Genomic DNA, 19,444 nt, shown 5'->3' with positions numbered 1-19,444 from the left:
CTGCCTTGCGTCGCCGGCACGGCTTGGAGCAGAAGCGCTGCTGTGGGTGGTTGACCTCGAACCGGGTGCGGCAGGTGGGGCAGGTTCGGTAGGTCTCCCCCATCGAACCCCGCCCCGCTACGAAGTGCCCGGCCCCGGAACGAACCCGCCCGGCTGGTAGGCCACAGCCCCCGACAGCCCGAGCCGCTCGCACAGCACGTCGAGCCAGACGTTCATCTGCTCCTCGAAGTACAGCTCGCGAGCGTCGGCGCCGAGATCCCGGGCACGCTGCTGCTCGCGGCGATTCATGACCACACGGGCCTGCACCGCAGGCGTGGACAGCGGCACGGTGCCAGTCCTGCTGAAGATGCCCATCACCGCACCACCCATCCGAACTCAGTGGGGTCTGCCTCGCTGCCTTCACCGTGACCGAGGTGGGTCGAGCCGCCAGCGCCGAAGCCGTAGCCCTGCGGCTTGGCCTCCACCCGCGTGATGGTCCGTGCGGCGTGGTCCACCAGGCCCTTGATCTGCTTGGGCGACCCGGCGTATTCGGTCTCGATGCGGACCTGACCCCGGCCGTCGAGCGTGACTTCGATGATCAAAGCAGCTCCAAGCTCGACCAGCCGTTGCCGTCGACCACGAAGGTCAGCAGCGCGGGGTCGGTGTCGTCGCCCGCCTTCAGGCGGTACCAGTCGCTGCCGTTGTCCATGGTCGGTGCCTGAATCCACCACTTGGCCCGTCCGGTGTGGACCGAGCGGCCCGAGGGCTGCACTCGCAGGTGGTGGAAGTGGCCGGTTAGCAGGATGTCCGCGTCGGCCGCAGCCTGCCCGCCGTGCACCTGCTTCGCCCACCAGAGGGGCAGCTGGTCTGGGCGGTTGACCTGGTGGCCGTGCGCCACGGCGAGGATGGTTCCGTGGACGTCGAGCGCCACGACCTCCTGCCAGACGTCCGGCACCACGAAGTCCACGTGGGACAGCGAGTCGTTCAGGGCGAAGGCGTCCGCGACCGCGGTCAGCATCTCGAGACCGAAGTCGTCGCCAGGCCTGCCGAGGGCGTCCTTGCCGCGCCGCCACGCACCGTGGTTGGACGGCACGCCCACGCAGGTGACCTTCGGGAAGATCCGGGCCAAGCGCAGGGCGGCCTCGGTGTAGAGCCTCCTGGCCACGCGGAGTTGCTCCGGGAAGCTCAGGTCGTTGGTGAACGCCTGGGAGGGCACGTTCTCGAAGGACTCCACACAGTCGCCCACGTCGACCAGGTAGGCCGAGTCGCAGCCCGACCGCGCAGCGAGGGCCTCCAAGGAGTCGAGCCGGTCAATGACCCGGGCCACGAGCTCCTCGGTACCCCCGCGCGACCCCACCTTGCCGACCTGTAGGTCAGCCCAGGCCACCACCAAGGCGCGTCCGGTGTTCGAAGCCGGGGGGCAGCTCTGCCGGAACGCCTTGGTGGCGGTGAGGATGTCCTCCAGGTCCAGCCGATCCCCGGCGCCCCCGCGGTCGGAGATCGTGAACCTGCAGTAGACGTACGGCTTAGCGGGGTCTCCCCAGTACCGCACCTGCGTCAGCTCGACCTTGCGGTCGTCCGGCAGGGCGTGCCCTGTGACACGCTGGATCTGTTCGCGCCAGGCGGTCTCTGTCTCGGGGATCTCCGACAGCTGGGCCGTCACCTCGACCGGCTGGCCGCCTGCGTACCGCACGCCCGGCTCGAAGCCCTTCGGGTGCTGGACCCGGGCCCGGTGGACGGGGGCGGCGGCCGGAGTGGTCAGGCGGTCAGCGAGGCCCACAGGAGCACAGCCCCTTCCTGTGCCGGAGCACGGTCGTGTGGGACACCTCGTGCCCCTCGGCCTGCAGCTCCGCAAGGAGGGCCGTCGTAGTCCAGCGGTCGTCGTCGAGGGCGGCCACGAAGGCGGCCCGATCGGCGTCGGTCAGCCGGGTGAGGATGCGCCGCACACCGCACGGCCGCTGAGGGCCTGCAGGCGGGGCGGACAGTCGCTCCGAGAGCGCCATGGGTCCTCCAGACATGGAGATGTCCCCCGGGCGCCTGTCGCGGTCTTACCCCGGGGGACATGTCTCCAACATGATTAATGTAGCGTTCCAGTGCAGTCTGTGTCAAGACTGCGTTCAGACGACGCGCTGATTACGCCGCGGCGGCCTGTACGAGGTCGCCGAGCCGGTAGGTGCCGCGGCCGTCGGCGACCACCTTCCCGCGGTGCGCCCACTTCCGAATGCGTGCCGGGGTCACTGACACCCCGAGGGCCTCGAGCATCCGGGCGGCGTCGGCGGCGGTAGCTCGGTGCTCCTCCAGCGCGGCCCGCATCTCGTCCCGGGTGGCCTGCACGTCGTGCTCGGTGCCGCACTCCCGGCAGACCGCCGTCGAGCGGCCAGGCGGGGCGTACAGGGCCGCACAGCACCACCCGGCGAACACCTTGCCGGGCTTCTGGTCCACGGCCTTGACCGCGCGCCAGACCGCCTCGGTGATCTCCTCGTAGAGGTCGCCGGCGGCAGGGTGGTGGGCTACGGCCCGGAGGTGAGTCAGCAGCCAGACAGAGGCGGTGGCGGCGGTGCCTCGGCTGTAGACCGGCCACAGGCGTGCTCCCGACCGCTCGGCGACGTCACCGGCCCAAGACAGCAGCTTGTCCCGGAGGTCGGTCCGGGCGTCCGAGGCGCTCAGGTTGAACGGCAGCGGCGGGTCGACCGGCTTGCTGCCCCCGCCACCGCGCACGCCCACCTTGTCCTGCCGGGTGATGGTCACCTCCAGCTCGTCGACCAGGCCCGGCACCTCCCGCAGGCGCGCGGCCAGCTGGTCGAGGCACCCCCGGCAGAGCTGGGCGCCGTCGGCGGGCTCCTCGTCGATCACGCAGAGCGTCTCGGTCACTCGGCCTCAACCTCTTCGTTGTCGTCGTTGAACCAGCTCAGCCCGTCGTAGTGCGGGCCCTCGTGGCCGTCCGGCAGCTCGCAGTAACCCTCGTACTCACCGTCCCACCAGTAGACGAACCGGTTGCATGCGGTCATGTCGATCACCTCCTAGACGGCGTCCTGCCAGGCGAAGCTCGGCGGGTCGGACTCGACCACGATCCGCACGCCGAACAGCTCGGCCTCCATGCACCGGACCAGCGTGGCGGTCGCCTCTTCGGCCTCGTCCTCCGGGACCATCGCGATCAGCTCGTCGTGGATCGGCAGGAGCGTGCAGTCCCCCCACTGCGTGTCCCGCCACCGCGGGAAGACGTCCACCAGCAGCTCCCGCGCCGTGCCCTGGATCTTGAAGTTGGGGCCCTTGTGCGGGAACTCGCGCGGCAGGTGGATGACCCGGCCCGAGTAGCTGCGGAACTGGGTCTGCCCGGCCCGGATCTCCCTGCGGGTCTGCTCGGACCAGGCGGCCAGCTGAGGCGTCAGGGCGTCGATAACGTCCACGGCGGACGCGGCCACGCTCTCGGACACCCCCGCCTGCTTGGCCAAGGTCGGCACCCCGCCGCCGTAGAGCCGCCCGAACACGATCCGCTTGGCGCGGTAGCGGTCCGCCTTCGTGGCCTCAGGGCCCCAGACCTCCCGCGCGATGGCCCAGTGCAGGCCGTCGGACAGCCCGGCGTCCTCGTCCGCGATGTAGCGCATCAGGTTGGCGTCCTGGCTCAGCGCCGCGGCGACCCGGGTCTCGACGCCCGAGAAGTCCGCGGAGATGAGCAGGTGCCCCGGGTCGGCGGTGATGCACGCCCGGAAGCCGCCCTTCTGCGGGACCTGCTGGAGGTTGGGCCGCACGCAGGACATGCGCCCGGTGTCGGCGGCCAGCGTGTAGACCGTCGGGCGGGCGCGGCCGTCGCCGTTGACCACGAGGTCCCGGTAGGGCTCCAGGAACGCGGAGACGGCCTTGTCGTGGTGGCGGTAGTCGAGCACCGCGCGGACCAGCTCACCGGCAGGACCCTCGGTCTCCCGCATGCCCTCCAGCACCTCGGCGGCCACGCTCGGCTTGCCGGTGCCGGTCTCGGGCAGCGTCGCGCCCAACTCGATCAGCCGGTCCCCGACCTGCTTGGCCGACCCGGGGTTGTCGACCCCGAAGCCCTGCACGTGGTCCCGGGCGACGTTGCGCTCGAACTCGTGCTTGGTCAGCATCCGGTCCACGTGCTCGCCGTCGATCCGCAGGCCGCGGTGCGCCACCCGCGCGGTCATCCGCTGGGCGAGCCGCTCCCGCTCGAGTACCTCCGGCTCGGGCCAGGGCACCTTCAGCGCGACCGCCGCGGTGTCCAGGACGTCGCTCGCGTCGTAGCGGACCATCGTCTCGTGGTGGTGGCTGACGTGCGCCCAGCCCGTCGACTCGTTCCAGCGGCCCGCCTTGAACAGCGCCTTGCGGGCGGCGTCAGCGGCCGGTGCGGTGGCCAGGTCCCCGAGCAGCGCCCCGGAGAGCGCCTTGAGCCCGGGGTCCGAGCCGGTGGACTGCGGGTCGGCGAGCTTGGCCGGGATGACCGTGTCGTGCATCAGCTCCCAGGCGCGCTCAAGCTGCATCGAGGACTCCTGCGTGTGCGAGGGGGATGAGGTCGGCGGTCGCCGAGTGGGCGTGCAGCTTCAGGCCCAGCTCGCCACACCGGTCGAACAACGCGCGGGCCACGGCCCGGTGGTCGGGGTCGGCGCCGTCGAAGACCACGGTCGTCAGTGCGTCGCCGAGCTGGATGGTCCGCAGCGCGTGCAGGCGGTGGCCGACCGGGTAGCCGGTGTGCTCGATGTCCACCGTCAGGCCGCCGGACCGGACCATCGCCACCTCGACCAGTCGGGCCGCCTCGAAGAGGGGCTCCTCCCGCACGGCCACGCCGCCGGGCACCCGGTCCACAACCGCGGGCAGGGTCAGCGCCCGGCCGTTGGCCTCAGCCACCGCGGCGAGCCGCTTCTCCTCGGCAGCCGCCGCGCGCTTGGCCCGCGCCTGCTCGGTCCGGGCGGCCTTCTCCTCGGGGGTCAGAGCCGCCTTGCGGGACCGAGACGGTGGTCTACCTGCGACGTTACCGTCCTGTGACTGATCATCGATCTTGGTGACGGGTTCAGCGGCCAACCCGTCACCGCCCTCTGACCTGCGCAAAGGTGCCGTCGTTCTGTCGCGCGGTGACGGGTTTGAGGAAAACTCCCCTTTCCCCTGATTTTCTGTAGATGATGTTGTAGTAGATATTTCTGGGTATACCGGAGTAAACCCGTCACACCCGTCACCACCTACAGAAGCACGATGGTCTACCTGCGGAAACGTGGGTGACGGGTTGGGGGTCAAACCCGTCACCAAACCCGTCACCAACCCGTCACCCCGGTCACGGACCAGTAACGGCGAGGTCACGGGCGTCGTTACCGAATCGGCGACAGGCAGCGAGCTGCCGACTGTCACCCCGCCGCCGTAGGACAGCCGCAGCGGGCGGGTGCGGGCTGCCTTGCCGTGCTTGGACGGGTAGCCGAGGTCGGTCAGCTTCCGGCCCCACGCCGTCGGGCTCGGGACGTCCCGGATGGACAGGCGCTTGCACCAGTCGGCGAACGCCTCGTACAGCCGCATGGCGGGCATGCCCTCGCGGTCCGGCTCGGTCTCGGACTCGACCCACGTCCGCACGGTGTCCTGCTCCCGGCTGATCTCCTCGGCGAGGTCCCGCACGCTCGCAGGCGCCGCCGCGGTGAGGGCGCTGTCCGGGTCGGCCAGCCACAGCCCCGCCTCGCGCATCAGCTGGGCCAGGATGCCCGGGGCTTCCCGGCGCCAGACCGCGCCGCCGATGGGCCCGAGGGCCGCCCTGCGCTCCCGTACCTCCGCGGGGTCACCGCTGAAGGGGATGAGCCGGACGCGTCGCCGCAGGCCCTCGTCGGTGAGCTGGGGCTCGTCGTTGGCGGTGAGCACGAGGGTGTGGGTCGGGCTGAAGGTGATCGGGTTCTCCCTCATGCGGTTGCCGGTCAGCTCGCCGCCGCCGGTCAGCTGCTTGAGCCGCTCGGTCGCCCACCGCCCGCGCCGCGGCCCCTCGTCGATGAAGGACAGCCGGCGGCCCTTGAGGGCGTAGACGATGGAGGCGTGGCTGTTGCCGTCGACGAGCAGCCGGGGGTCGGCCGCATGGGCGTAGGTCCCGAGCACGGACATGATCAGCTTGACCAGGGAGGTCTTGCCGACGCCCGGCTCGCCCAGCAGGATCGGCAACGCGGCGTCCGGGTAGCCGGTCAGGCCGATGGACAGCACGCGCAGGGTCCAGGCCCGCAGCTCCGGATCGGATAGGACTGCCGCCAGGTAGGCATCCCAGTGCGGCGTTTCGATCCACTCCGGGGCGAGTGCCGCGGCGTGCAGGTGCGGGGTGCCGGGGTCGAGGTCCAGCTCGGACAGCTCGGTGCCTCGGAGGTCCCACGCCTGCCCGCCCGCCCAGAACACCCACGGCTCGGCGTCGAGGTCTGCCAGGCGTGTGCGGATGGGGCTGCCCGGGTCGCGGGCAAGGGCGACCATCTGCTTGGCGATCGCGCCGGCCGACGCCGAGGTCATGAATCGCTTGCGCCGGTCCGCGCGGGCCTTCTCGTCGCCCTCGCCATCGGGGTTGCCCGCGGGCATGAGCTGCGCCACCTGCGTGACGATCGTGGCGGCGTACTCCTTACCCGCCAGCTCCCACAGCTCCGGCCCGCGGCGCAGCCAGGACTCGGCGTCCTCGGCGTAGCGCACCGCCGGGGCCACCCGCTCGAGCACGGTCTGCGCGAGGGTGAGGTCGAGACCGGCCTGCGGGTCGAAGGCGTGGGTGCCGATGACCTCGCGGACCGACCACAGCCTTGCGGGCTCGGTACCGTCGTCGTCCAGGTCGTACCAGTACTCGGCTTCCTCGTCGGTGAGGGACCCGTTCACCCTGTCGTACTCCGCCGCGGGCGCCGCCACCTCGACCGCCGAGGCGAGCAGGCAAGGGTCAGCCGGTACCTGGCGCGGCCCGAACTCCGTGACGGCCTTGCGCGCGGAGGTGAGCGCCCGGCGGGCGTGCTCGTCCTCCCGGCCCTCCCCCGCCGCGATCTCGACGGCCCAGACCTCGGCCAGCTCGGCGAGCACCGGACCGACCCCGGGGTGACCGGCCGCGCCGAGCATGACGAGGTGGTGGACGCGCTCGGTGGCGGTGTCGTGCCGGGAGCCGGAGTCGGCCGCCCGCATCATCTCCAGGGCCTTGAGCCGCGCGCTGTAGACCTCGGCGCAGGGCTCGCGGTCGTCGTCCTCCAGCTCGGCCAGCAGGGCCTGTCCCGCGCCGACAGCCGCCGACGCCGGGCCCGCCTCGGTCGCCCCCTCGCGGAGGTGCTCGACCCACGCTTCGGGCAGCACGGCCAGATCACTGATCGACGGCACCTCGTCCGGCCACCGCGTTGACACCCGGGGCTCGACCGTCGTCTCCTGGAACCAGGCGTAGTCGTGGTCAGCCGTGGCGTGCTCGCTCGGCGCGACGACGGCGTACCGGTGGTGCCGCTGGATGATCTCGATGGAGTCCGACAGCTTGGTCCGGTACCGCCCTGCCGGGACGCGGTAGAAGCGAATGCCGGACGGCGCCGGGCGGGCCGAGCTGACCCAGGTGGGCGGCAGCGGGCCGAGCCGCTCCTCGAGCTCCGCGATGTGGTCGCCTCCGCGCTTGCGGACCTCACCCTTGTCGTAGTGGTCGACGTCGATGCCGATGACCCCGTCCGGCATGCGCAGCGCGACGGAGTGGTTCGGCAAGGCGGCGTGCCACGCGGCGTACTGCTCGGGGGTGGGGTCGGCTCCCTCGGCCCCGGTGTACCCGACGGGTGGCGGGTGCTTGGTCGTGCTCGGCACCGGCAGCACGCACGGCCAGCCGGCCTGCACGTAGGGCACCAAGGCATCGCTGTACACGCCCACGCGTGCTCCTCTGTGTAGTTGTCGGGGTTGGACGGTCAGGCCGCGGCGGCCTGGGCTGTCGCGATCTGGTCGACAAGCCACCGAATCGCGTGCTCTGCCTGCTGCGGCACCACGCCGTTCCCGACGAGCTTGAGTTGCTCGTTGATGGACAGCCCGGGGACCTCGGAGATCCACCCGGCGGGCAGGCCCATCAGCCACTCGCCGAAGGCGGGGGCCACCTTCACGCCGCCGCGTGGGCCGCGGGTCGCCGGGTACGGGGCCGGACGCCCGAGCACGGACTCCCACCGGCGGATGGCCGGCTCGTACTCCTGCCAGTCGACGGCCTCGCCTTGCGTCGCCTGCGCCACCACGCCAGGCAGAAGGGGTTCGTCCGATCGTGCCCCGCTCCGGGTCAGGTTGCCGCCCGTGACGTTCCCGACGGTCGGCGTCGGCAGGAGGGGGAAGACCGCGCCGGGGAGGCAGGTCTCGTCGTCCCGTTGGTTCCTGCCCTTCCAGTCTCTGGCTGTCGGTGTCGGAAGCAGGCTCAGCCCACCAGCCGGGCCACCGCCGTCTGGATGTTCAGCCCACCGTCCCGGCCGGACGTTCCCGGGCCAGTCGTCATGTTCGCGTGAGGTGTCGGCAGCAACGATGAACAGTCGCTCCCGCCGGTGGGCGGCACCGACGTCGGAAGCACGGAGCAGTGTCCACGCGACGCGGTACCCGAGCGCGGCAAGGTCTGCGGCCACGACTCGGAAGCCGCGCTTGAGGTGGGCCCCAACGTTTTCGAGTACCACGATTCGGGGCCGGAGTCGGTCGATGCCGTAGGCGATGTAGGGCCAGATGTGTCGGGGGTCATCGGTTCCCTTCCGGAGTCCCGCGTTGCTGAACGGCTGGCACGGGTAGCCGGCCGTGAGGATGTCGACAGGTTCGACGGCCGACCAGTCGATGACCTTGAGGTCTCCGAGGTTCGGCACGCCGGGGTGGTGGTGCTCCAGGAGCGTGATCGGGCCGGGCTCGATGTCCGACACCCACGCGAGCTGACCGCCGAAGACGTTGCGCGCGGCCATGTCCAGCCCGCCGTACCCGGTGCATAGGGAGCCGATCTTCACGCGCCCACCCACTCGTCGTAGGCCGCGAGCACCTTCGCCCGGAGGTCCGCCGCGGTGCCGTCGTTGACGATCGTGAGGTCCGGCTCGATGCGGTCCATCTCGGTCTCGGAGACGTGCCGGTCGCCGTCGTCGGCGAGGTCGGGCCGCTCGATGCGGATCAGGAGTGCGTCGCCTCGTACCCAGAAGTCGGACCGCAGTGCCTCAGCCTCGTTAGCGAAGCGGACGTCAGGTACGACCACGTGCTGTGCCTGCGGGTGCTTCCGGACCAGGGCGCGGGTCCATGCACTGAGCCAGAAATCGTCCTCAATGTCCCGCACGCCGATGCCCAGCTCCTGAAGGAACCGCCGCACCTCGGGGGTGTTCTTGGTCATCTCCCAGCCGTAGTGCTTGACCGCCCACGACAGCCGTCCGTACGGCCCCGGGGCGTTCAGGATCTGGGGGTTCACCCGCAGCGCCAGGTCCTTCACGGCGTCCGCGAACCCGACGCGCACGAACCCGCGCTGCTCGACGAGGGCCGTCGCCGCGGTGTCCTTGCCGCTGCGCTTCTTGCCGGTCAGTCCGACGATCTTCACGCGTCCTCCTTGCGGTCCAGGACGATGCCGAGCACCTTCCCGGTGACGTCCGACACGGTGTAGCCGAGGCACATGAACAGGACGAAGTCCAGCCACGCGGGGTAGTCGGTCACGTTCTCTCCTTCGTGGACAGTGGATCGGGCAGCCGCAGGTCTCGGACGGCCGCGTAGAGGGCGTGCCGGGCGGCGTCGCGGGCGTGGCCCATGCCTCGGGTGGGTGCGAGCAGGCCCGCCGCGTCGAGCCGCCGGTCGGTCGCCCAGGGTTTGACGACCCCGGCCGGGCGCTGGACGAGCCGGACGCCGTGCTGCTGGCAGAGCTGGGCTACCCCGCCGATGATCAGCCGGGCCTGCTCGCCTGCCTGCGCGGTCGAGCTGCGGCCGGAGCGCCGGGATACGACGAACTTCTCGATAGCGACGAGGTTGACCCGGTGCCCGGCATCCCGTAGCCACCACAGCACGAGCTGCAGCACTCGGTCCGGGGGCAGCTGACCGAACTCCTCGCCGACGGGGTAGACGTCCGGGAAGTCGAGCACCGCCAGCCCCGTGGTCCCGCCGGGGTCGATACCGAGGACGCGGATCACGAGAAGATCCCCACGCCCCAGAACGCCTGGGTGATGAGGGTCCCGTTGACCGAGCCGAGCATCAGGCCGATCAGGTACCAGCGCGTCCGGATGTACTTCATGCTGCTCTCCTGTCTGAAGTGGACGCACCGCCGAGTAGCTCGCTGACGATGCGGGGGTCCTGGACCAGGTCGGAGAGCTGCTGACCTTTTTCCCTCAGCGCCTCGCGGACCCGGCTGTCGATGGTGTTGGCCGCGACCACGTCGATGATCTCGATGCAGTCGTGCTGCTCGGCCCCGATGCGGTGCAGGCGGTCCTCGGCCTGGAGGGCGTCCACGAGGGACCAGGGGCGCTGCAAGAACACCGCCGTGCTCGCCGCGGTCAGGGTGATGCCGACGCCGCCGGCCTGGGTGGTCACGCAGATCAGGTCCAGCTCGCCTCGCTGGAAGGCGTCGACGTTCTCGGTGCGCCGCGCCGGGGTCTGCCCGCCGACGATGTACCCGACCTTGTAGCCCGCCTTCTCGGCCGCGTGCCCGGCCAGGGTCATCAGCTGCCGGGACTGCGCGAACGCGACGACGGGTGAGCCGGGCCGCTCCTCCAGCACTTCGAGCAGCGCGTCGACCTTCCAGCTCGGGGCCTTGAGCACGGCGTGGTAGTGCTGCTTCTCCTCGCCGGTCTCCTCGTCCACGCTCGTCGTGACCTCGACGTCGGCATCCGCACAGGACAGGGCCGAGAGGAAGTTGAGCTGCGTGAGCACGGAGAAGGCCGACAGCTCCTGGCCGTCGTCGAGCTCGGCGAGCATGTCCCGCTCCATCGCGGCGTACCGCTTGCGGTTGATCTCCGGCAGCTCGACGGTCCGCACCGAGTAGACCTTGGGCGGCAGCTGGTCGAGCACGTCGGCCTTCGCCACGCGCCGGTGCGCGCCGAGCAGCGCGGTGCGGAACTCGTTCTCCGGCTGGCCGGGCTTCAGCCCGATGATGGTGTCGGAGTAGTCGCCGGGGACGACGGTGCAGTACCGGTTGACCCAGCGCTCGCGGGACGGCCAGGCGGTGGGTTCCAGGCAGACCAGCGTCGGCCAGAGGTCGCCGGGGTTGTGGGTGATGGGTGTGCCGGACAGCGCGACGACGGTCTCGGCTCCGGCCGCCAGGCGGCGGATTGCCTTGCTGCGCGCGGCGTCGGGGCTCTTGATGAGGTGGCACTCGTCGACGACCACGGCCGCCGGTGCGAGGTCGGTAAGCGGGCCGGGCTTGGCCGCCGTGCCGATGTCGATGCGCGCGGTGTCGTAGCTGGCGACGTAGACGTCCGCGATCCCGGCCAGCTTGCGCCGCTTCGCCGGGGTGCCGCGCCAGGCGAGGGCGGTCAGGTGCGGGGCCCAGGTCTGCCACGCCTTGACCCAGCTGTCCACGACGGACGCCGGGCAGACGACGACGGCCGGGAAGGTGCGCAGCTCGACGTCCTGGTCCCGGCTGAGCAGTCCGAGGATCGTGGTGATGGTCTTGCCCGTACCCGGCTCGTCAGTGATCAGGACCTTGCCCACCGCCGCGATCAGCCGGGCACCTGAGTACTGGTAGGGCCGGGGCTTCAGGCCGTCCGGCAGGGACAGCAGCCGGTACATGATCGGCTCGTTGCCGACGGGGTTGGCCCGCTTGAACGCCTCGGCCTGAATCCACTCGACGAGCCGCCCCTGGGGCTTTAACCGGCTGCCGTAGGTCTCGGCCAGCTGCACGACGGCGGGCCAGGACAGCGGCAGGGTCAGCCCGACGGGCGGGGTGGTGAGCTTGACGAGTGGGGTCAGCAGCGCCAGCTCCCGCTCGCGGAGGGCGTGCACGTCGCCGGACCCGGGTACGAGGATGATGGACGAGCCGTCGGCGGACAGGTCGCCGTAGACGTCGGGCCTCACGCGGTCTCCAGACCGCAGGGGTCAACGCGCCAGAGAGGTTGCTGTCCGGTCTTCCGTTCGTACATCTCGACGAAGCAGGATGGGCACAGCACGGAGTCGAAGCCTGTTGTTGCCCGACGCTCCGCCGTACCTTTGTTCCACAGCTCCGCATCGACGTACCAGACCGGGTTGCGCCGCCCGCACCGGTGGCAGAAGTCCTCGGGGTGGAAGTCCGGCCAGCTCGCCGTGCGCTGCCTTCCGATCTCCTCGGGCAGCACCGCAGCCACCCACGGCGGGGCGTGTTGGTCGCTCACGGTCGTGTCCTTCCGGTAGGGGAAAGCCCCGCCCCCGACGTACTGCCGAGGACGGGGCTTCCGGGGTGGGGTCAGGCCGCCGGGGTCTGCCCGGCCTGCAGCTGGGCCAGCAGCGCCGCGACCTCCGGGCTGGGGGCGTTGGCTGCCGGGGCCTGCGCGACGGCCGGTGCGGGGGTGACCGGGGCCGCCGGCTGGGCCGGTGCGGTCGGTGCCGCGGGCGGCGGGGTCGTGCCGGGCCGGACGTACACGACCTCGCGGATCTTCGACGGGTTGGCGTTCGGGTAGCGCGGGTTCTTCTGGTCCCGGGCGTAGGTGACGGTGATCGTCGCCCCGACCTCGAGGCCCTGCTTGATGACCTCGGTGGGCACGCCGGCCGCCGTCATCGCCTTGTTGATCTCCGGTATGTCCTTGCCCTTGGCGTACCAGGTGGCGCGGCCCTCGGGGTGACGCTCGGACACCGGCACGTCCAGGCCGATGATCAGCTGTGGCTTCGGGCGGCCGTCGTCGAAGAACAGCGGGGCCTTGGTGGTGAAGTCGCGCAGCTGTACGGCCCGCGTCGGCTGGGCCACGACACCGGTGAAGCTGGTGCCGATCGGGTCTTCCTTGGCGAACAGCGCCGGGCCGTACGCCGAGCTGCCGAGGACGTCGCCGACGGACACCTCGACGGTCGGGGCGGGCTCGGCGGTCGGCGCTGCGGGGGTGACGTTGGCCGCCACACCGGCGTTGGTCGGGGCCTGCGGCTGAGCCGTGAGCACGGCCTGGATGGTGGCGAGCTGCTCGGGGGTGAGGTTCGAGAGGTCCACTGTGTCTGATCTCTTCCTGTTGGTGGGCATGAAAAAGCCCGCCTGGTGTGGGCGGGTCGGTGCGGTATGGAGTTGTCCCCGGGGCGGGGGGTCAGTACTTCAGGCCGACCAAACCGGCCGGGCCGGACACGATCTTGCGGAGACGGGCCCAGTACGCGCTCTGTCGGACGTGGGTGTCGTAGGTCTCCCCGCCGTCGCGGGTGCACAGGGTGGCCGGGTTGCGTTCGCCGAGGCCGTATCCGCGCTGCTTGCGGAGCTTCTGGTCGAGTTCGTTGCGGGTCATGCCGCGCTCCTCATCTTCGTGCCGGGGCAGCCGTAGCCCCCGGCCATGGCTTCGGGTCGGTTCTTGCGGGCCAGGTAGCTGGCTCTGGCAGACGCCCGCTTGCACGTCCGGCACACGCGCCTTGGGCCGTCCTTGTACTGGAGGACCTCGGACATCGGGTGGCCGTGCTTGCAGTGCGTTTTCGTGGCGTGCGCACCTCGGCGCATGTTCTCGTCCTGGGTGACTGCCTCCAGGTGCGCCGGGTTCGAGCAGTGGCGGATGCGGCAGAGGTGGTCCAGGACAAGACCCTCCGGTACCGGCCCGACGTAGTGCTCGTAGGCCCACCGATGTACGTAGACCTTCCGCCCTGTGTCGTCGCGAAACCGCGCGTACCCCGCCGGATCTAGCCCGCCCGTCCACAACCAGCAGGCGTTTGGGCCGGGCGTGACTGTTTGTCCGTGACGTACCTCCGCCGGTGTCTTCACCGAGACCCCCTTAACAGCTTGGTCCCTGGACACCCGTAGCCTGCCTCGGTGGCGTCACTGCGGTAGAAGGGGCAGAAGTGGCAGTCGTCGTCGGACGGGGTGGCCGGGACCTGCATGAGGTCGAGGGCCCCCGAGGTGACGGCTTGGGCGAGCTGGGCGCGGACGGGCGTGCGTTCGTACACCCAGAGCAGCTCGGGGTCGTTGGCCCGCCACTCCTGCTCCCAGACGTAGAGCTTGTCCAGGGTGGCCTCGGTGCGGGGGAAGGCGACGAGCACGACCCGCTCGACGGGCAGGCCCAGCGCCGCGAATCCGGCCCCGTAGATCTTGAGCTGCACGCGGTACTTTTGCGGCGGGCCGTCGCGGCGGACCTTGTCGAGGGTGGTGCGGCCGAGGAACTTCCAGTCCGCGACGATCCGCTGCCAGCCGTCGTAGGCGTCGCCGGTGCCGGGGTTGTCCGGGAGGTTCGGGTCGGTGACCTGCCGTTCGGGCAGCCACCGCAGGCCCACCGACTGGTTGAAGTCGTGCAGGGCGGTCTCCATCCAGGCGTGCCCGGCGGTGCCCATGATCGAGGCCCAGGGGTCGTGGATGTGGTTGGTGCTGGCCTGCCCGGCCATCTTCCCGACGACCTGCCGGTCACAGGCCAAGCCCAGTTCCGACGGCCCGAGGTGGCGCTGCACGGACCGCGGCGCACGGCGGGCGTGGCTGACGACCATGTCCCGCAGCTCCCCGGCGTAGCGGTCCGCCCAGGCGGTGTTGCCGCGCAGGGGCTTGGGCCGGGGCCCGGAGGACATGGCGTCGGCCACGGAGATCTCCGTCACGCACGGACCTCGGTGTACGCGCCTCCGAAGATCTCGGCCAACTGGGCGAAGGTGTAGCTGCCGCGCGTTGGCGACTCGTCGGCCTCGTACATCCAGAACCAGCGGCCGTCCTCAGCGCGCCCTGCGAACGGGGTGCCGTTGGCTTCCGGGTCGTACCGCGACCAGCGCACCTTGGTCACGTACTCGGGCGGCTCCTCGCTGCCGTCGCCGGTCCACAGCGGACGCTCCTGCTCGGCCTGCTTCTCGGCGGCCGGGGTGTCCGGCACGGCCCCGACGACCTCCGACCCGACCATGCCCTCGTGGTCGTTCCAGGAGCACAGCCCGTTGAAGCCGAGCCACGGGTTAGCGGTGGTGTAGTCCATCCTGATGTACGGGCCGCACTTTGGGTGTCGGCGGATCGTCCCCACCGGGTCCTTGCTCGGGTCGTCGGCCCGCTCGATCAGCTCGACGGTGGCCGACCGCAAGGTCACGCGGGTGTTCGTGTCGTCCGGCACCCGTACCTCGTGGCAGCCGTCCTGCGTTCGGTGCGCGCGCAGGTACTCGGCCTCGTAGCTCACCCGCACCCGGTCCCCGGGTCTGAAGTCGGTCATGTCTTGTCCTTTGTGGTCTCAAGTAGACGGTGGTGTTCGACGGCCCGGAGCACCTCGCTCACGAGGCGGAGGCCGTAGGCGCGCGGCAGGGGCGGGGCGGTTCCGCGCTGCCGGAGGGCGTCGTAGATGGGCCGGGTCAGGGGGTGCTCGCCGGGCTCAGCCATTCCGATCCCAGTCCGCGTCCGAGCGGTAGGCGAGGCTCGTCACCCAGGGCGGCACGTCGATCTCGTCGTCCGTCGGCAGCACGTCGTGCCTGTCCGAGCCGTCGAGGTTGATGCCGAACCGGGCCGCCGCGTCCTTCAGGCTGATCAACTGGTGCGGGTGCGTGCCGTCCGGCCACGGGCAGTCCGAGGCGCAGGTGCCGGGCGGGTGCGGCAGGGTGACCTTGTCCTTGGCCCCGCCCTTGCTCGCGACGAGGGCCGACACGAACGCGTAGGCGTACCCGAGGACGAAGCCCCCGACGGCGATGGCGATGCGCTTCACGGCTGCTCCTCGATTACGATGTACTCACGTCCGTCCGGGTTGGTCCCTTCAGGGCGGTGGGCCGGGGCACGGCAGTGGCACCAGCCGTCCGAGCACCACGTCTCGGCGGGACCAGCCACCAGCCATGAGAACGTCGGGGTCACGCCGACCTCCGATCGATGGCCTCGACCCACGCAACCGCGACGGCCGCCACCTGGATCAGCTCGGCGCGCAGCTTGGCGGGGTCCTCTTCGGACAGCGCCTCGTAGACCTCTTCCAGGAGGATGCCGTCCCAGGACTCTGCGCCTTGGCTGACTGCGTACTCGTTGGCCGCCTTCCAGTGCCGGGCGAAGGCCGCGAAGTCACGGAGCGGCACGTGCCGCGGTAGGCGCGGGTCCAGGTCCGGGTGGTTCTGCTCGCCCCACCGCTCGTCCTGCCGGATGCGTTCGTGCCAGACCTCGGACAGAACGGCCTTGCTGCGGGCCCCGGTGAACTCGTTGTACGCGTTGAAGATCGTCACGTCGACACCTCTCTCAGGCTCCAGAACCCGGCGTCCTGGTCGGTGAACTGCCGCGCCAGCTCGGGGTGGGCTTCCTTGAACCGCCTCTCCTGGAACTGCGGGCGGGGCTGCCAGGCCAGGCGGACGGGCTTGCACCCGGGGACGGTCGCGACGGTGTTCGCGGAGTCCGGGGCGGCGTTGGTCAGCTCGACCTTGATGGCGTCCTCGATCTCCTTGAGGCGCTTCTTGGCGTCGGACACGGCCGGGGCGAGGGCCGCGCGCTCGGCGACGAGGCGGGCCAGCCGGCTGTCCGGGTCGGGGGTGACCCGCGTGGGCGGGGGCTTCTGGTCGGTCACAGTCCGCACCTCGGGCACGGGTCGTCCTCGATCAGCACGCACAGCGGGCAGTCGTCGTCCGTCGGGTGGTCGATGATCGGACCCGTCAGCGGAGCCCCACACATCGACACGTTCTCGTCGCAGTCGCAGAAGACGTGCACGAGACCCTCGTCCCAGTCGGTCTCGGTCATCTGCTCCGGCAGCGTCTGGGTCTGCGTGCTCATGACGCCTTCTTCCTTGCCCGAGCCGACGCCAGGGCCATGCGGGTGTAGTGCGCGGTCTTCGCGTTGTCGGCGAGCTTCGCGACGGTGGCGGGGTCGAGGTCGGGATGCGCGTCGGCGACCTGCTTCTCGAACCGGTCGAGGTTGGCCTGCCGGGCGGCGGCCGTCGCGGCGGCGCGGTCGGGGGTGTTGGCCCAACGGGCGTGCGCCGCGAGCCGGGCGCGGAGGCTCCGCTCGGAGATGGCCTCGGGGGTCATGTCCATCACGACGACACCGCGCAGACCAGGAGCAGGGCGACGAGGAAGATGATCGCGTAGCCCATCAGTTCTTCCTGTGCTTCGCGTCGTAGAGGTTCTGCAGCCGGGCCTCCTGGTCCTCGCAGTCGAGGCCGTTGTTGGTCCGCTTGCGGATCTCGGCGTTGACCTCCTGGATCTCGGAGTCGAGCTGCCGGTTGTCCTTCTCGTGCTCGTGGGCGAAGAAGAAGCCGCCGAACTTGGCCATGGTCATCTCCTTGTGGTCGTGGGGTTGGCGTCGTAGCGCTCGGACAGGCGGAGTTCCTGGAGGGCCGAGCAGAGGGCGGAGACCGCGCGGAGGTCGGCGGTGTGGTGGCGGTCGGCGACGGCCTGGACGATCTCGGCGGCGCGGTGCAGGTCGGCGATGTCCTCGGGGGTGAACACGTCAGGCCGCCTCGTCGTCGCAGTCCGGCCCTGAGCAGTTCTTCCGGCTTCCGATGTGCCGGGTCAGTCCGCCATGTCCGGGGTCCGGGCCGTAGTGGTGCAGCCGCTCCTCGGGGTACTCCCCGCAGAACGCCTCGCGGTCCTCGGCGGACCAGTTGCTGAGCCGGGGCTGCGGCTGGGCGGGGTAGGCGTCGGGCACGACCTGCGCGGTGTAGCGGTCGTCGCCGAGGTCGAAGATGTCGTGCAGGCTCATTCGGCCACCGCCGGGAGGATGACGGCATCCGGCACCTGCCACTGGAGATCGCGGCCGAAACCGCCCGCCTTGTTTCGGGCCAGCACCGTGATGGGTGTCGGGTCGTTGTCCAGGTCGAAGCAGCGGTCGGAGCAGTAGAGGGCGTCGCCCGTCGTCTGCTTGTTGCACTTCGGTCGGTCGCATTTCACGCCGCGGCCCTCCAGCTGGAGGCGAAGTGGGCGTCACGCGTGGGCACGTAGCCCCCGGCCGCGGCCAGCTGGGCGTTGCGCTCGGCGGCCATGTCGGCGGCGTCGATGTAGCGGCGGGCCTCGGCGAGGATGAACTCCGGGTCGGTGTCGCGGTCGAAGCCGAACTGCCGGGTGCCGTTGACGAGGATGTGGCGGCGGCCGGTGCTGATGAGGACCTCGTTGCCGTGCTCGTCGGTGGCGTCGCGAAGGCGGGTCTCCTCGGCGACTTCGAGGGTCCGGCCCCGGTAGGCGGTGCTGGCGAGGATGTTCATGACGGACTCGATTCGTTTGCGAAAGGGAATGCGATCCGTCAGGGGGAATCGAACCCCGTGCCGTCCGGTGTGGACGGCTGGCTTCCTAGCGCTGACGGAGGGTGCGGGCGATATTCGGTGCGTCGACCCGCTGCGCTGCTCTTGCGAGCTATGCGGTACCCCTCCGCGTCGACCCGGGTCCTAGCCGGCGAGCGCTGATAGCGAGGGAGCTGTGAGGTTTTGGGCAGCCCGAATAGACCCAGGAGATGGGTCGATCAACTCGGGACGGTTGGGGGATTACTCGAACGCGGTGTGCCAGTCCACGTCCACCAGCTCGGGCGGTTCGGGCGCCACAGGCCGTAGGTGGTCCTCGAAGGACCGCCAGTAGTCCTGTATCTCGGATTCAGTCACAGCGGACTCCGATCTGTGGCGTGTTTTGGGGCGACCGGACCCGCGGGCGCGGCGGGCGCTGGACGAGCGGCACCATGCCGTCGGCACCGCGGGCCCGGTCGCTGGTCATCAGTGCTCGCCCGTGCCGCCGCACGAGGGGCAGGTGGTGTCGCCGTCGCGACGGTCGTCGGACACCTGGACGGTGCCGCTGCCGCCGCAGTAGGAGCACGTCTCCTTGGCCGCCCGGGCCGGGAGGGTGACCTCGTACTCGGCGAGGATCTCCTCCGCGGTGACCGGCTTGGCCGGGGCTGTTGCTTGCATGAGTTCAATCTAGGTTCAGTCTGCGCGTAAAGTCAACCCGCTCTGCGAAAATCTTGGAAAGACCCCTCACGATGTCGGCCCGTATTGCGATGCACACGGTGGGTATAGACTTCACACAGAGAGGGCCTAGACTGGGCGCATGCCGAAGCGACTCCCCTCGCGAGACATACTCATGGACGAACGCCGCAAACAGCTGGGCCTGAGCTGGGACGAGGTGGCTCAGGCCGCGGGCGTCTCCAAGAACACCCTGTTGAGCATTCGGCGCGGCGGCGACAGCTACCCGAAGACGATCCGCAACGTGGAGGCCGCGCTCCAGTGGGCGCTGGGCAGCATCGCAGCGATCGACGAGGCCCGTGAGCCCACGCCCGTGGACCCGAGGGCGGTTGTGGCCGGGCAGCCGCCGGCATTCCGGGCGCCGGGTTACACCCCGATCACGGCCGCCGACGCTGACGACCCGGCAATCCAGCTCCGGCAGATCCGTCAGCGCCTGGGGGCAACGGCGTTCTGGGCGGTTATCGAACAGATGCGCGACGAGGACGCTACCCTGCGTGGTAGTGCATCCGCGTCATAGCCTGCGCCTACCAGGAAGTAACGTTTCAGATTGGTCACGGCAGTAACTCTGCGTAGATCGTCAT

At 70.5% G+C, this 19,444-nt stretch carries 30 protein-coding genes; 1 reads left to right on the top strand and 29 read right to left on the bottom strand.

Annotated elements, in window-relative coordinates:
- Positions 1-117: 117 nt before the first annotated feature.
- From ACIBVP_RS33010 to ACIBVP_RS32870, 29 genes are all read right to left on the bottom strand, one after another.
- Positions 118-354 carry a hypothetical protein gene (locus ACIBVP_RS33010; RefSeq protein WP_396110328.1) on the bottom strand — a complete coding sequence of 79 codons (237 nt, stop codon included), beginning with the start codon at positions 352-354 and terminating at the stop codon, positions 118-120.
- The gene (locus ACIBVP_RS33005) at positions 354-581 is read right to left on the bottom strand and encodes a hypothetical protein (protein ID WP_396110327.1); all 228 of its coding nucleotides are present in this window, start codon (positions 579-581) and stop codon (positions 354-356) included. Before ACIBVP_RS33005 ends, ACIBVP_RS33010 begins: the two co-directional genes overlap by 1 nt.
- Positions 578-1,759, bottom strand: coding sequence for a hypothetical protein (locus ACIBVP_RS33000; RefSeq protein WP_396110326.1), 1,182 nt, complete (start codon positions 1,757-1,759; stop codon positions 578-580). Before ACIBVP_RS33000 ends, ACIBVP_RS33005 begins: the two co-directional genes overlap by 4 nt.
- Positions 1,746-1,982, bottom strand: a complete 237-nt coding sequence (locus tag ACIBVP_RS32995) for a hypothetical protein (protein ID WP_396110325.1) — start codon at positions 1,980-1,982, stop codon at positions 1,746-1,748. Before ACIBVP_RS32995 ends, ACIBVP_RS33000 begins: the two co-directional genes overlap by 14 nt.
- A gap of 130 nt (positions 1,983-2,112) precedes the next feature.
- Positions 2,113-2,850 carry a hypothetical protein gene (locus ACIBVP_RS32990; RefSeq protein ID WP_396110324.1) on the bottom strand — a complete coding sequence of 246 codons (738 nt, stop codon included), beginning with the start codon at positions 2,848-2,850 and terminating at the stop codon, positions 2,113-2,115.
- Positions 2,847-2,987, bottom strand: a complete 141-nt coding sequence (locus tag ACIBVP_RS32985; protein ID WP_396110323.1) for a hypothetical protein — start codon at positions 2,985-2,987, stop codon at positions 2,847-2,849. The genes ACIBVP_RS32990 and ACIBVP_RS32985 overlap by 4 nt, the downstream gene beginning before the upstream one ends.
- A gap of 12 nt (positions 2,988-2,999) precedes the next feature.
- Positions 3,000-4,469 carry a DNA polymerase gene (locus tag ACIBVP_RS32980; protein WP_396110322.1) on the bottom strand — a complete coding sequence of 490 codons (1,470 nt, stop codon included), beginning with the start codon at positions 4,467-4,469 and terminating at the stop codon, positions 3,000-3,002.
- Complete coding sequence (locus ACIBVP_RS32975) at positions 4,459-7,803, bottom strand: phage/plasmid primase, P4 family (protein ID WP_396110321.1); 3,345 nt, start codon at positions 7,801-7,803, stop codon at positions 4,459-4,461. Before ACIBVP_RS32975 ends, ACIBVP_RS32980 begins: the two co-directional genes overlap by 11 nt.
- 35 nt (positions 7,804-7,838) lie before the next feature.
- Positions 7,839-8,891: a DNA cytosine methyltransferase gene (locus ACIBVP_RS32970; RefSeq protein WP_396110320.1), complete on the bottom strand. Its 1,053-nt coding sequence runs from the start codon at positions 8,889-8,891 to the stop codon at positions 7,839-7,841.
- Entirely contained in the window at positions 8,888-9,463 is a 576-nt protein-coding gene (locus ACIBVP_RS32965; RefSeq protein WP_396110319.1) for a hypothetical protein, read from the bottom strand. The genes ACIBVP_RS32970 and ACIBVP_RS32965 overlap by 4 nt, the downstream gene beginning before the upstream one ends.
- A gap of 109 nt (positions 9,464-9,572) precedes the next feature.
- Positions 9,573-10,043, bottom strand: a complete 471-nt coding sequence (locus ACIBVP_RS32960) for a hypothetical protein (protein ID WP_396110318.1) — start codon at positions 10,041-10,043, stop codon at positions 9,573-9,575.
- A gap of 97 nt (positions 10,044-10,140) precedes the next feature.
- Positions 10,141-11,922, bottom strand: coding sequence for a DEAD/DEAH box helicase (locus ACIBVP_RS32955; RefSeq protein ID WP_396110317.1), 1,782 nt, complete (start codon positions 11,920-11,922; stop codon positions 10,141-10,143).
- Entirely contained in the window at positions 11,919-12,215 is a 297-nt protein-coding gene (locus ACIBVP_RS32950; RefSeq protein WP_396110316.1) for a hypothetical protein, read from the bottom strand. Before ACIBVP_RS32950 ends, ACIBVP_RS32955 begins: the two co-directional genes overlap by 4 nt.
- Positions 12,216-12,286: 71 nt before the next feature.
- On the bottom strand, positions 12,287-13,018 hold the full coding sequence (locus tag ACIBVP_RS32945; RefSeq protein WP_396110315.1) for a hypothetical protein: 732 nt from the start codon (positions 13,016-13,018) through the stop codon (positions 12,287-12,289).
- Positions 13,019-13,109: 91 nt separating this feature from the next.
- Positions 13,110-13,301: a hypothetical protein gene (locus ACIBVP_RS32940; RefSeq protein WP_396110314.1), complete on the bottom strand. Its 192-nt coding sequence runs from the start codon at positions 13,299-13,301 to the stop codon at positions 13,110-13,112.
- Entirely contained in the window at positions 13,298-13,765 is a 468-nt protein-coding gene (locus ACIBVP_RS32935) for an HNH endonuclease signature motif containing protein (protein ID WP_396110312.1), read from the bottom strand. The genes ACIBVP_RS32940 and ACIBVP_RS32935 overlap by 4 nt, the downstream gene beginning before the upstream one ends.
- Positions 13,762-14,583: a hypothetical protein gene (locus ACIBVP_RS32930; protein WP_396110311.1), complete on the bottom strand. Its 822-nt coding sequence runs from the start codon at positions 14,581-14,583 to the stop codon at positions 13,762-13,764. Before ACIBVP_RS32930 ends, ACIBVP_RS32935 begins: the two co-directional genes overlap by 4 nt.
- Positions 14,580-15,173 (bottom strand): hypothetical protein, encoded by a 594-nt coding sequence (locus tag ACIBVP_RS32925; RefSeq protein ID WP_396110310.1) that lies wholly within the window; start codon positions 15,171-15,173, stop codon positions 14,580-14,582. Before ACIBVP_RS32925 ends, ACIBVP_RS32930 begins: the two co-directional genes overlap by 4 nt.
- 156 nt (positions 15,174-15,329) lie before the next feature.
- Positions 15,330-15,656 carry a hypothetical protein gene (locus tag ACIBVP_RS32920; RefSeq protein WP_396110309.1) on the bottom strand — a complete coding sequence of 109 codons (327 nt, stop codon included), beginning with the start codon at positions 15,654-15,656 and terminating at the stop codon, positions 15,330-15,332.
- 139 nt (positions 15,657-15,795) lie between these two features.
- A complete protein-coding gene (locus ACIBVP_RS32915; protein WP_396110308.1) occupies positions 15,796-16,155 on the bottom strand; it encodes a hypothetical protein in 360 nt (119 codons plus the stop codon).
- Positions 16,152-16,490, bottom strand: coding sequence for a hypothetical protein (locus ACIBVP_RS32910; RefSeq protein WP_396110307.1), 339 nt, complete (start codon positions 16,488-16,490; stop codon positions 16,152-16,154). Before ACIBVP_RS32910 ends, ACIBVP_RS32915 begins: the two co-directional genes overlap by 4 nt.
- Complete coding sequence (locus ACIBVP_RS32905) at positions 16,487-16,693, bottom strand: hypothetical protein (protein WP_396110306.1); 207 nt, start codon at positions 16,691-16,693, stop codon at positions 16,487-16,489. The genes ACIBVP_RS32910 and ACIBVP_RS32905 overlap by 4 nt, the downstream gene beginning before the upstream one ends.
- Positions 16,690-16,953 (bottom strand): hypothetical protein, encoded by a 264-nt coding sequence (locus tag ACIBVP_RS32900; RefSeq protein ID WP_396110390.1) that lies wholly within the window; start codon positions 16,951-16,953, stop codon positions 16,690-16,692. Before ACIBVP_RS32900 ends, ACIBVP_RS32905 begins: the two co-directional genes overlap by 4 nt.
- 58 nt (positions 16,954-17,011) lie before the next feature.
- The gene (locus ACIBVP_RS32895; protein WP_396110305.1) at positions 17,012-17,191 is read right to left on the bottom strand and encodes a hypothetical protein; all 180 of its coding nucleotides are present in this window, start codon (positions 17,189-17,191) and stop codon (positions 17,012-17,014) included.
- A 2-nt stretch (positions 17,192-17,193) separates the two neighbouring features.
- On the bottom strand, positions 17,194-17,367 hold the full coding sequence (locus tag ACIBVP_RS32890; protein ID WP_396110304.1) for a hypothetical protein: 174 nt from the start codon (positions 17,365-17,367) through the stop codon (positions 17,194-17,196).
- A 1-nt stretch (position 17,368) separates the two neighbouring features.
- Complete coding sequence (locus ACIBVP_RS32885; protein WP_396110303.1) at positions 17,369-17,620, bottom strand: hypothetical protein; 252 nt, start codon at positions 17,618-17,620, stop codon at positions 17,369-17,371.
- Positions 17,617-17,808 (bottom strand): hypothetical protein, encoded by a 192-nt coding sequence (locus tag ACIBVP_RS32880; RefSeq protein WP_396110302.1) that lies wholly within the window; start codon positions 17,806-17,808, stop codon positions 17,617-17,619. The genes ACIBVP_RS32885 and ACIBVP_RS32880 overlap by 4 nt, the downstream gene beginning before the upstream one ends.
- Complete coding sequence (locus tag ACIBVP_RS32875; protein WP_396110301.1) at positions 17,805-18,119, bottom strand: hypothetical protein; 315 nt, start codon at positions 18,117-18,119, stop codon at positions 17,805-17,807. Before ACIBVP_RS32875 ends, ACIBVP_RS32880 begins: the two co-directional genes overlap by 4 nt.
- 498 nt (positions 18,120-18,617) lie before the next feature.
- A complete protein-coding gene (locus tag ACIBVP_RS32870) occupies positions 18,618-18,809 on the bottom strand; it encodes a hypothetical protein (RefSeq protein ID WP_396110300.1) in 192 nt (63 codons plus the stop codon).
- A gap of 139 nt (positions 18,810-18,948) precedes the next feature.
- On the opposite strand from ACIBVP_RS32870, the gene ACIBVP_RS32865 reads away from it, so the two are divergent.
- Positions 18,949-19,380, top strand: a complete 432-nt coding sequence (locus ACIBVP_RS32865; protein WP_396110299.1) for a helix-turn-helix domain-containing protein — start codon at positions 18,949-18,951, stop codon at positions 19,378-19,380.
- The last annotated feature ends 64 nt before the right edge of the window (positions 19,381-19,444 follow it).

This window comes from Actinophytocola sp. NPDC049390, from assembly GCF_044466355.1.
Taxonomy (GTDB): domain Bacteria; phylum Actinomycetota; class Actinomycetes; order Mycobacteriales; family Pseudonocardiaceae; genus Actinophytocola.
This window is presented reverse-complemented; position numbering and strand designations above follow the sequence as displayed.

What these genes read in the sequence shown, in the direction of transcription:
- ACIBVP_RS32875 (WP_396110301.1), bottom strand. Translation starts at nt 18,119, where the DNA reads ATGAACATCCTCGCCAGCACCGCCTACCGGGGCCGGACCCTCGAAGTC.
- ACIBVP_RS32980 (WP_396110322.1), bottom strand. Translation starts at nt 4,469, where the DNA reads ATGCAGCTTGAGCGCGCCTGGGAGCTGATGCACGACACGGTCATCCCG.
- ACIBVP_RS32940 (WP_396110314.1), bottom strand. Translation starts at nt 13,301, where the DNA reads ATGACCCGCAACGAACTCGACCAGAAGCTCCGCAAGCAGCGCGGATAC.
- ACIBVP_RS32885 (WP_396110303.1), bottom strand. Translation starts at nt 17,620, where the DNA reads ATGAGCCTGCACGACATCTTCGACCTCGGCGACGACCGCTACACCGCG.
- ACIBVP_RS32905 (WP_396110306.1), bottom strand. Translation starts at nt 16,693, where the DNA reads ATGAGCACGCAGACCCAGACGCTGCCGGAGCAGATGACCGAGACCGAC.
- ACIBVP_RS33010 (WP_396110328.1), bottom strand. Translation starts at nt 354, where the DNA reads ATGGGCATCTTCAGCAGGACTGGCACCGTGCCGCTGTCCACGCCTGCG.
- ACIBVP_RS32865 (WP_396110299.1), top strand. Translation starts at nt 18,949, where the DNA reads ATGCCGAAGCGACTCCCCTCGCGAGACATACTCATGGACGAACGCCGC.
- ACIBVP_RS32895 (WP_396110305.1), bottom strand. Translation starts at nt 17,191, where the DNA reads ATGGCCAAGTTCGGCGGCTTCTTCTTCGCCCACGAGCACGAGAAGGAC.
- ACIBVP_RS32925 (WP_396110310.1), bottom strand. Translation starts at nt 15,173, where the DNA reads ATGACCGACTTCAGACCCGGGGACCGGGTGCGGGTGAGCTACGAGGCC.
- ACIBVP_RS32900 (WP_396110390.1), bottom strand. Translation starts at nt 16,953, where the DNA reads ATGGACATGACCCCCGAGGCCATCTCCGAGCGGAGCCTCCGCGCCCGG.
- ACIBVP_RS32985 (WP_396110323.1), bottom strand. Translation starts at nt 2,987, where the DNA reads ATGACCGCATGCAACCGGTTCGTCTACTGGTGGGACGGTGAGTACGAG.
- ACIBVP_RS32870 (WP_396110300.1), bottom strand. Translation starts at nt 18,809, where the DNA reads ATGCAAGCAACAGCCCCGGCCAAGCCGGTCACCGCGGAGGAGATCCTC.
- ACIBVP_RS32995 (WP_396110325.1), bottom strand. Translation starts at nt 1,982, where the DNA reads ATGGCGCTCTCGGAGCGACTGTCCGCCCCGCCTGCAGGCCCTCAGCGG.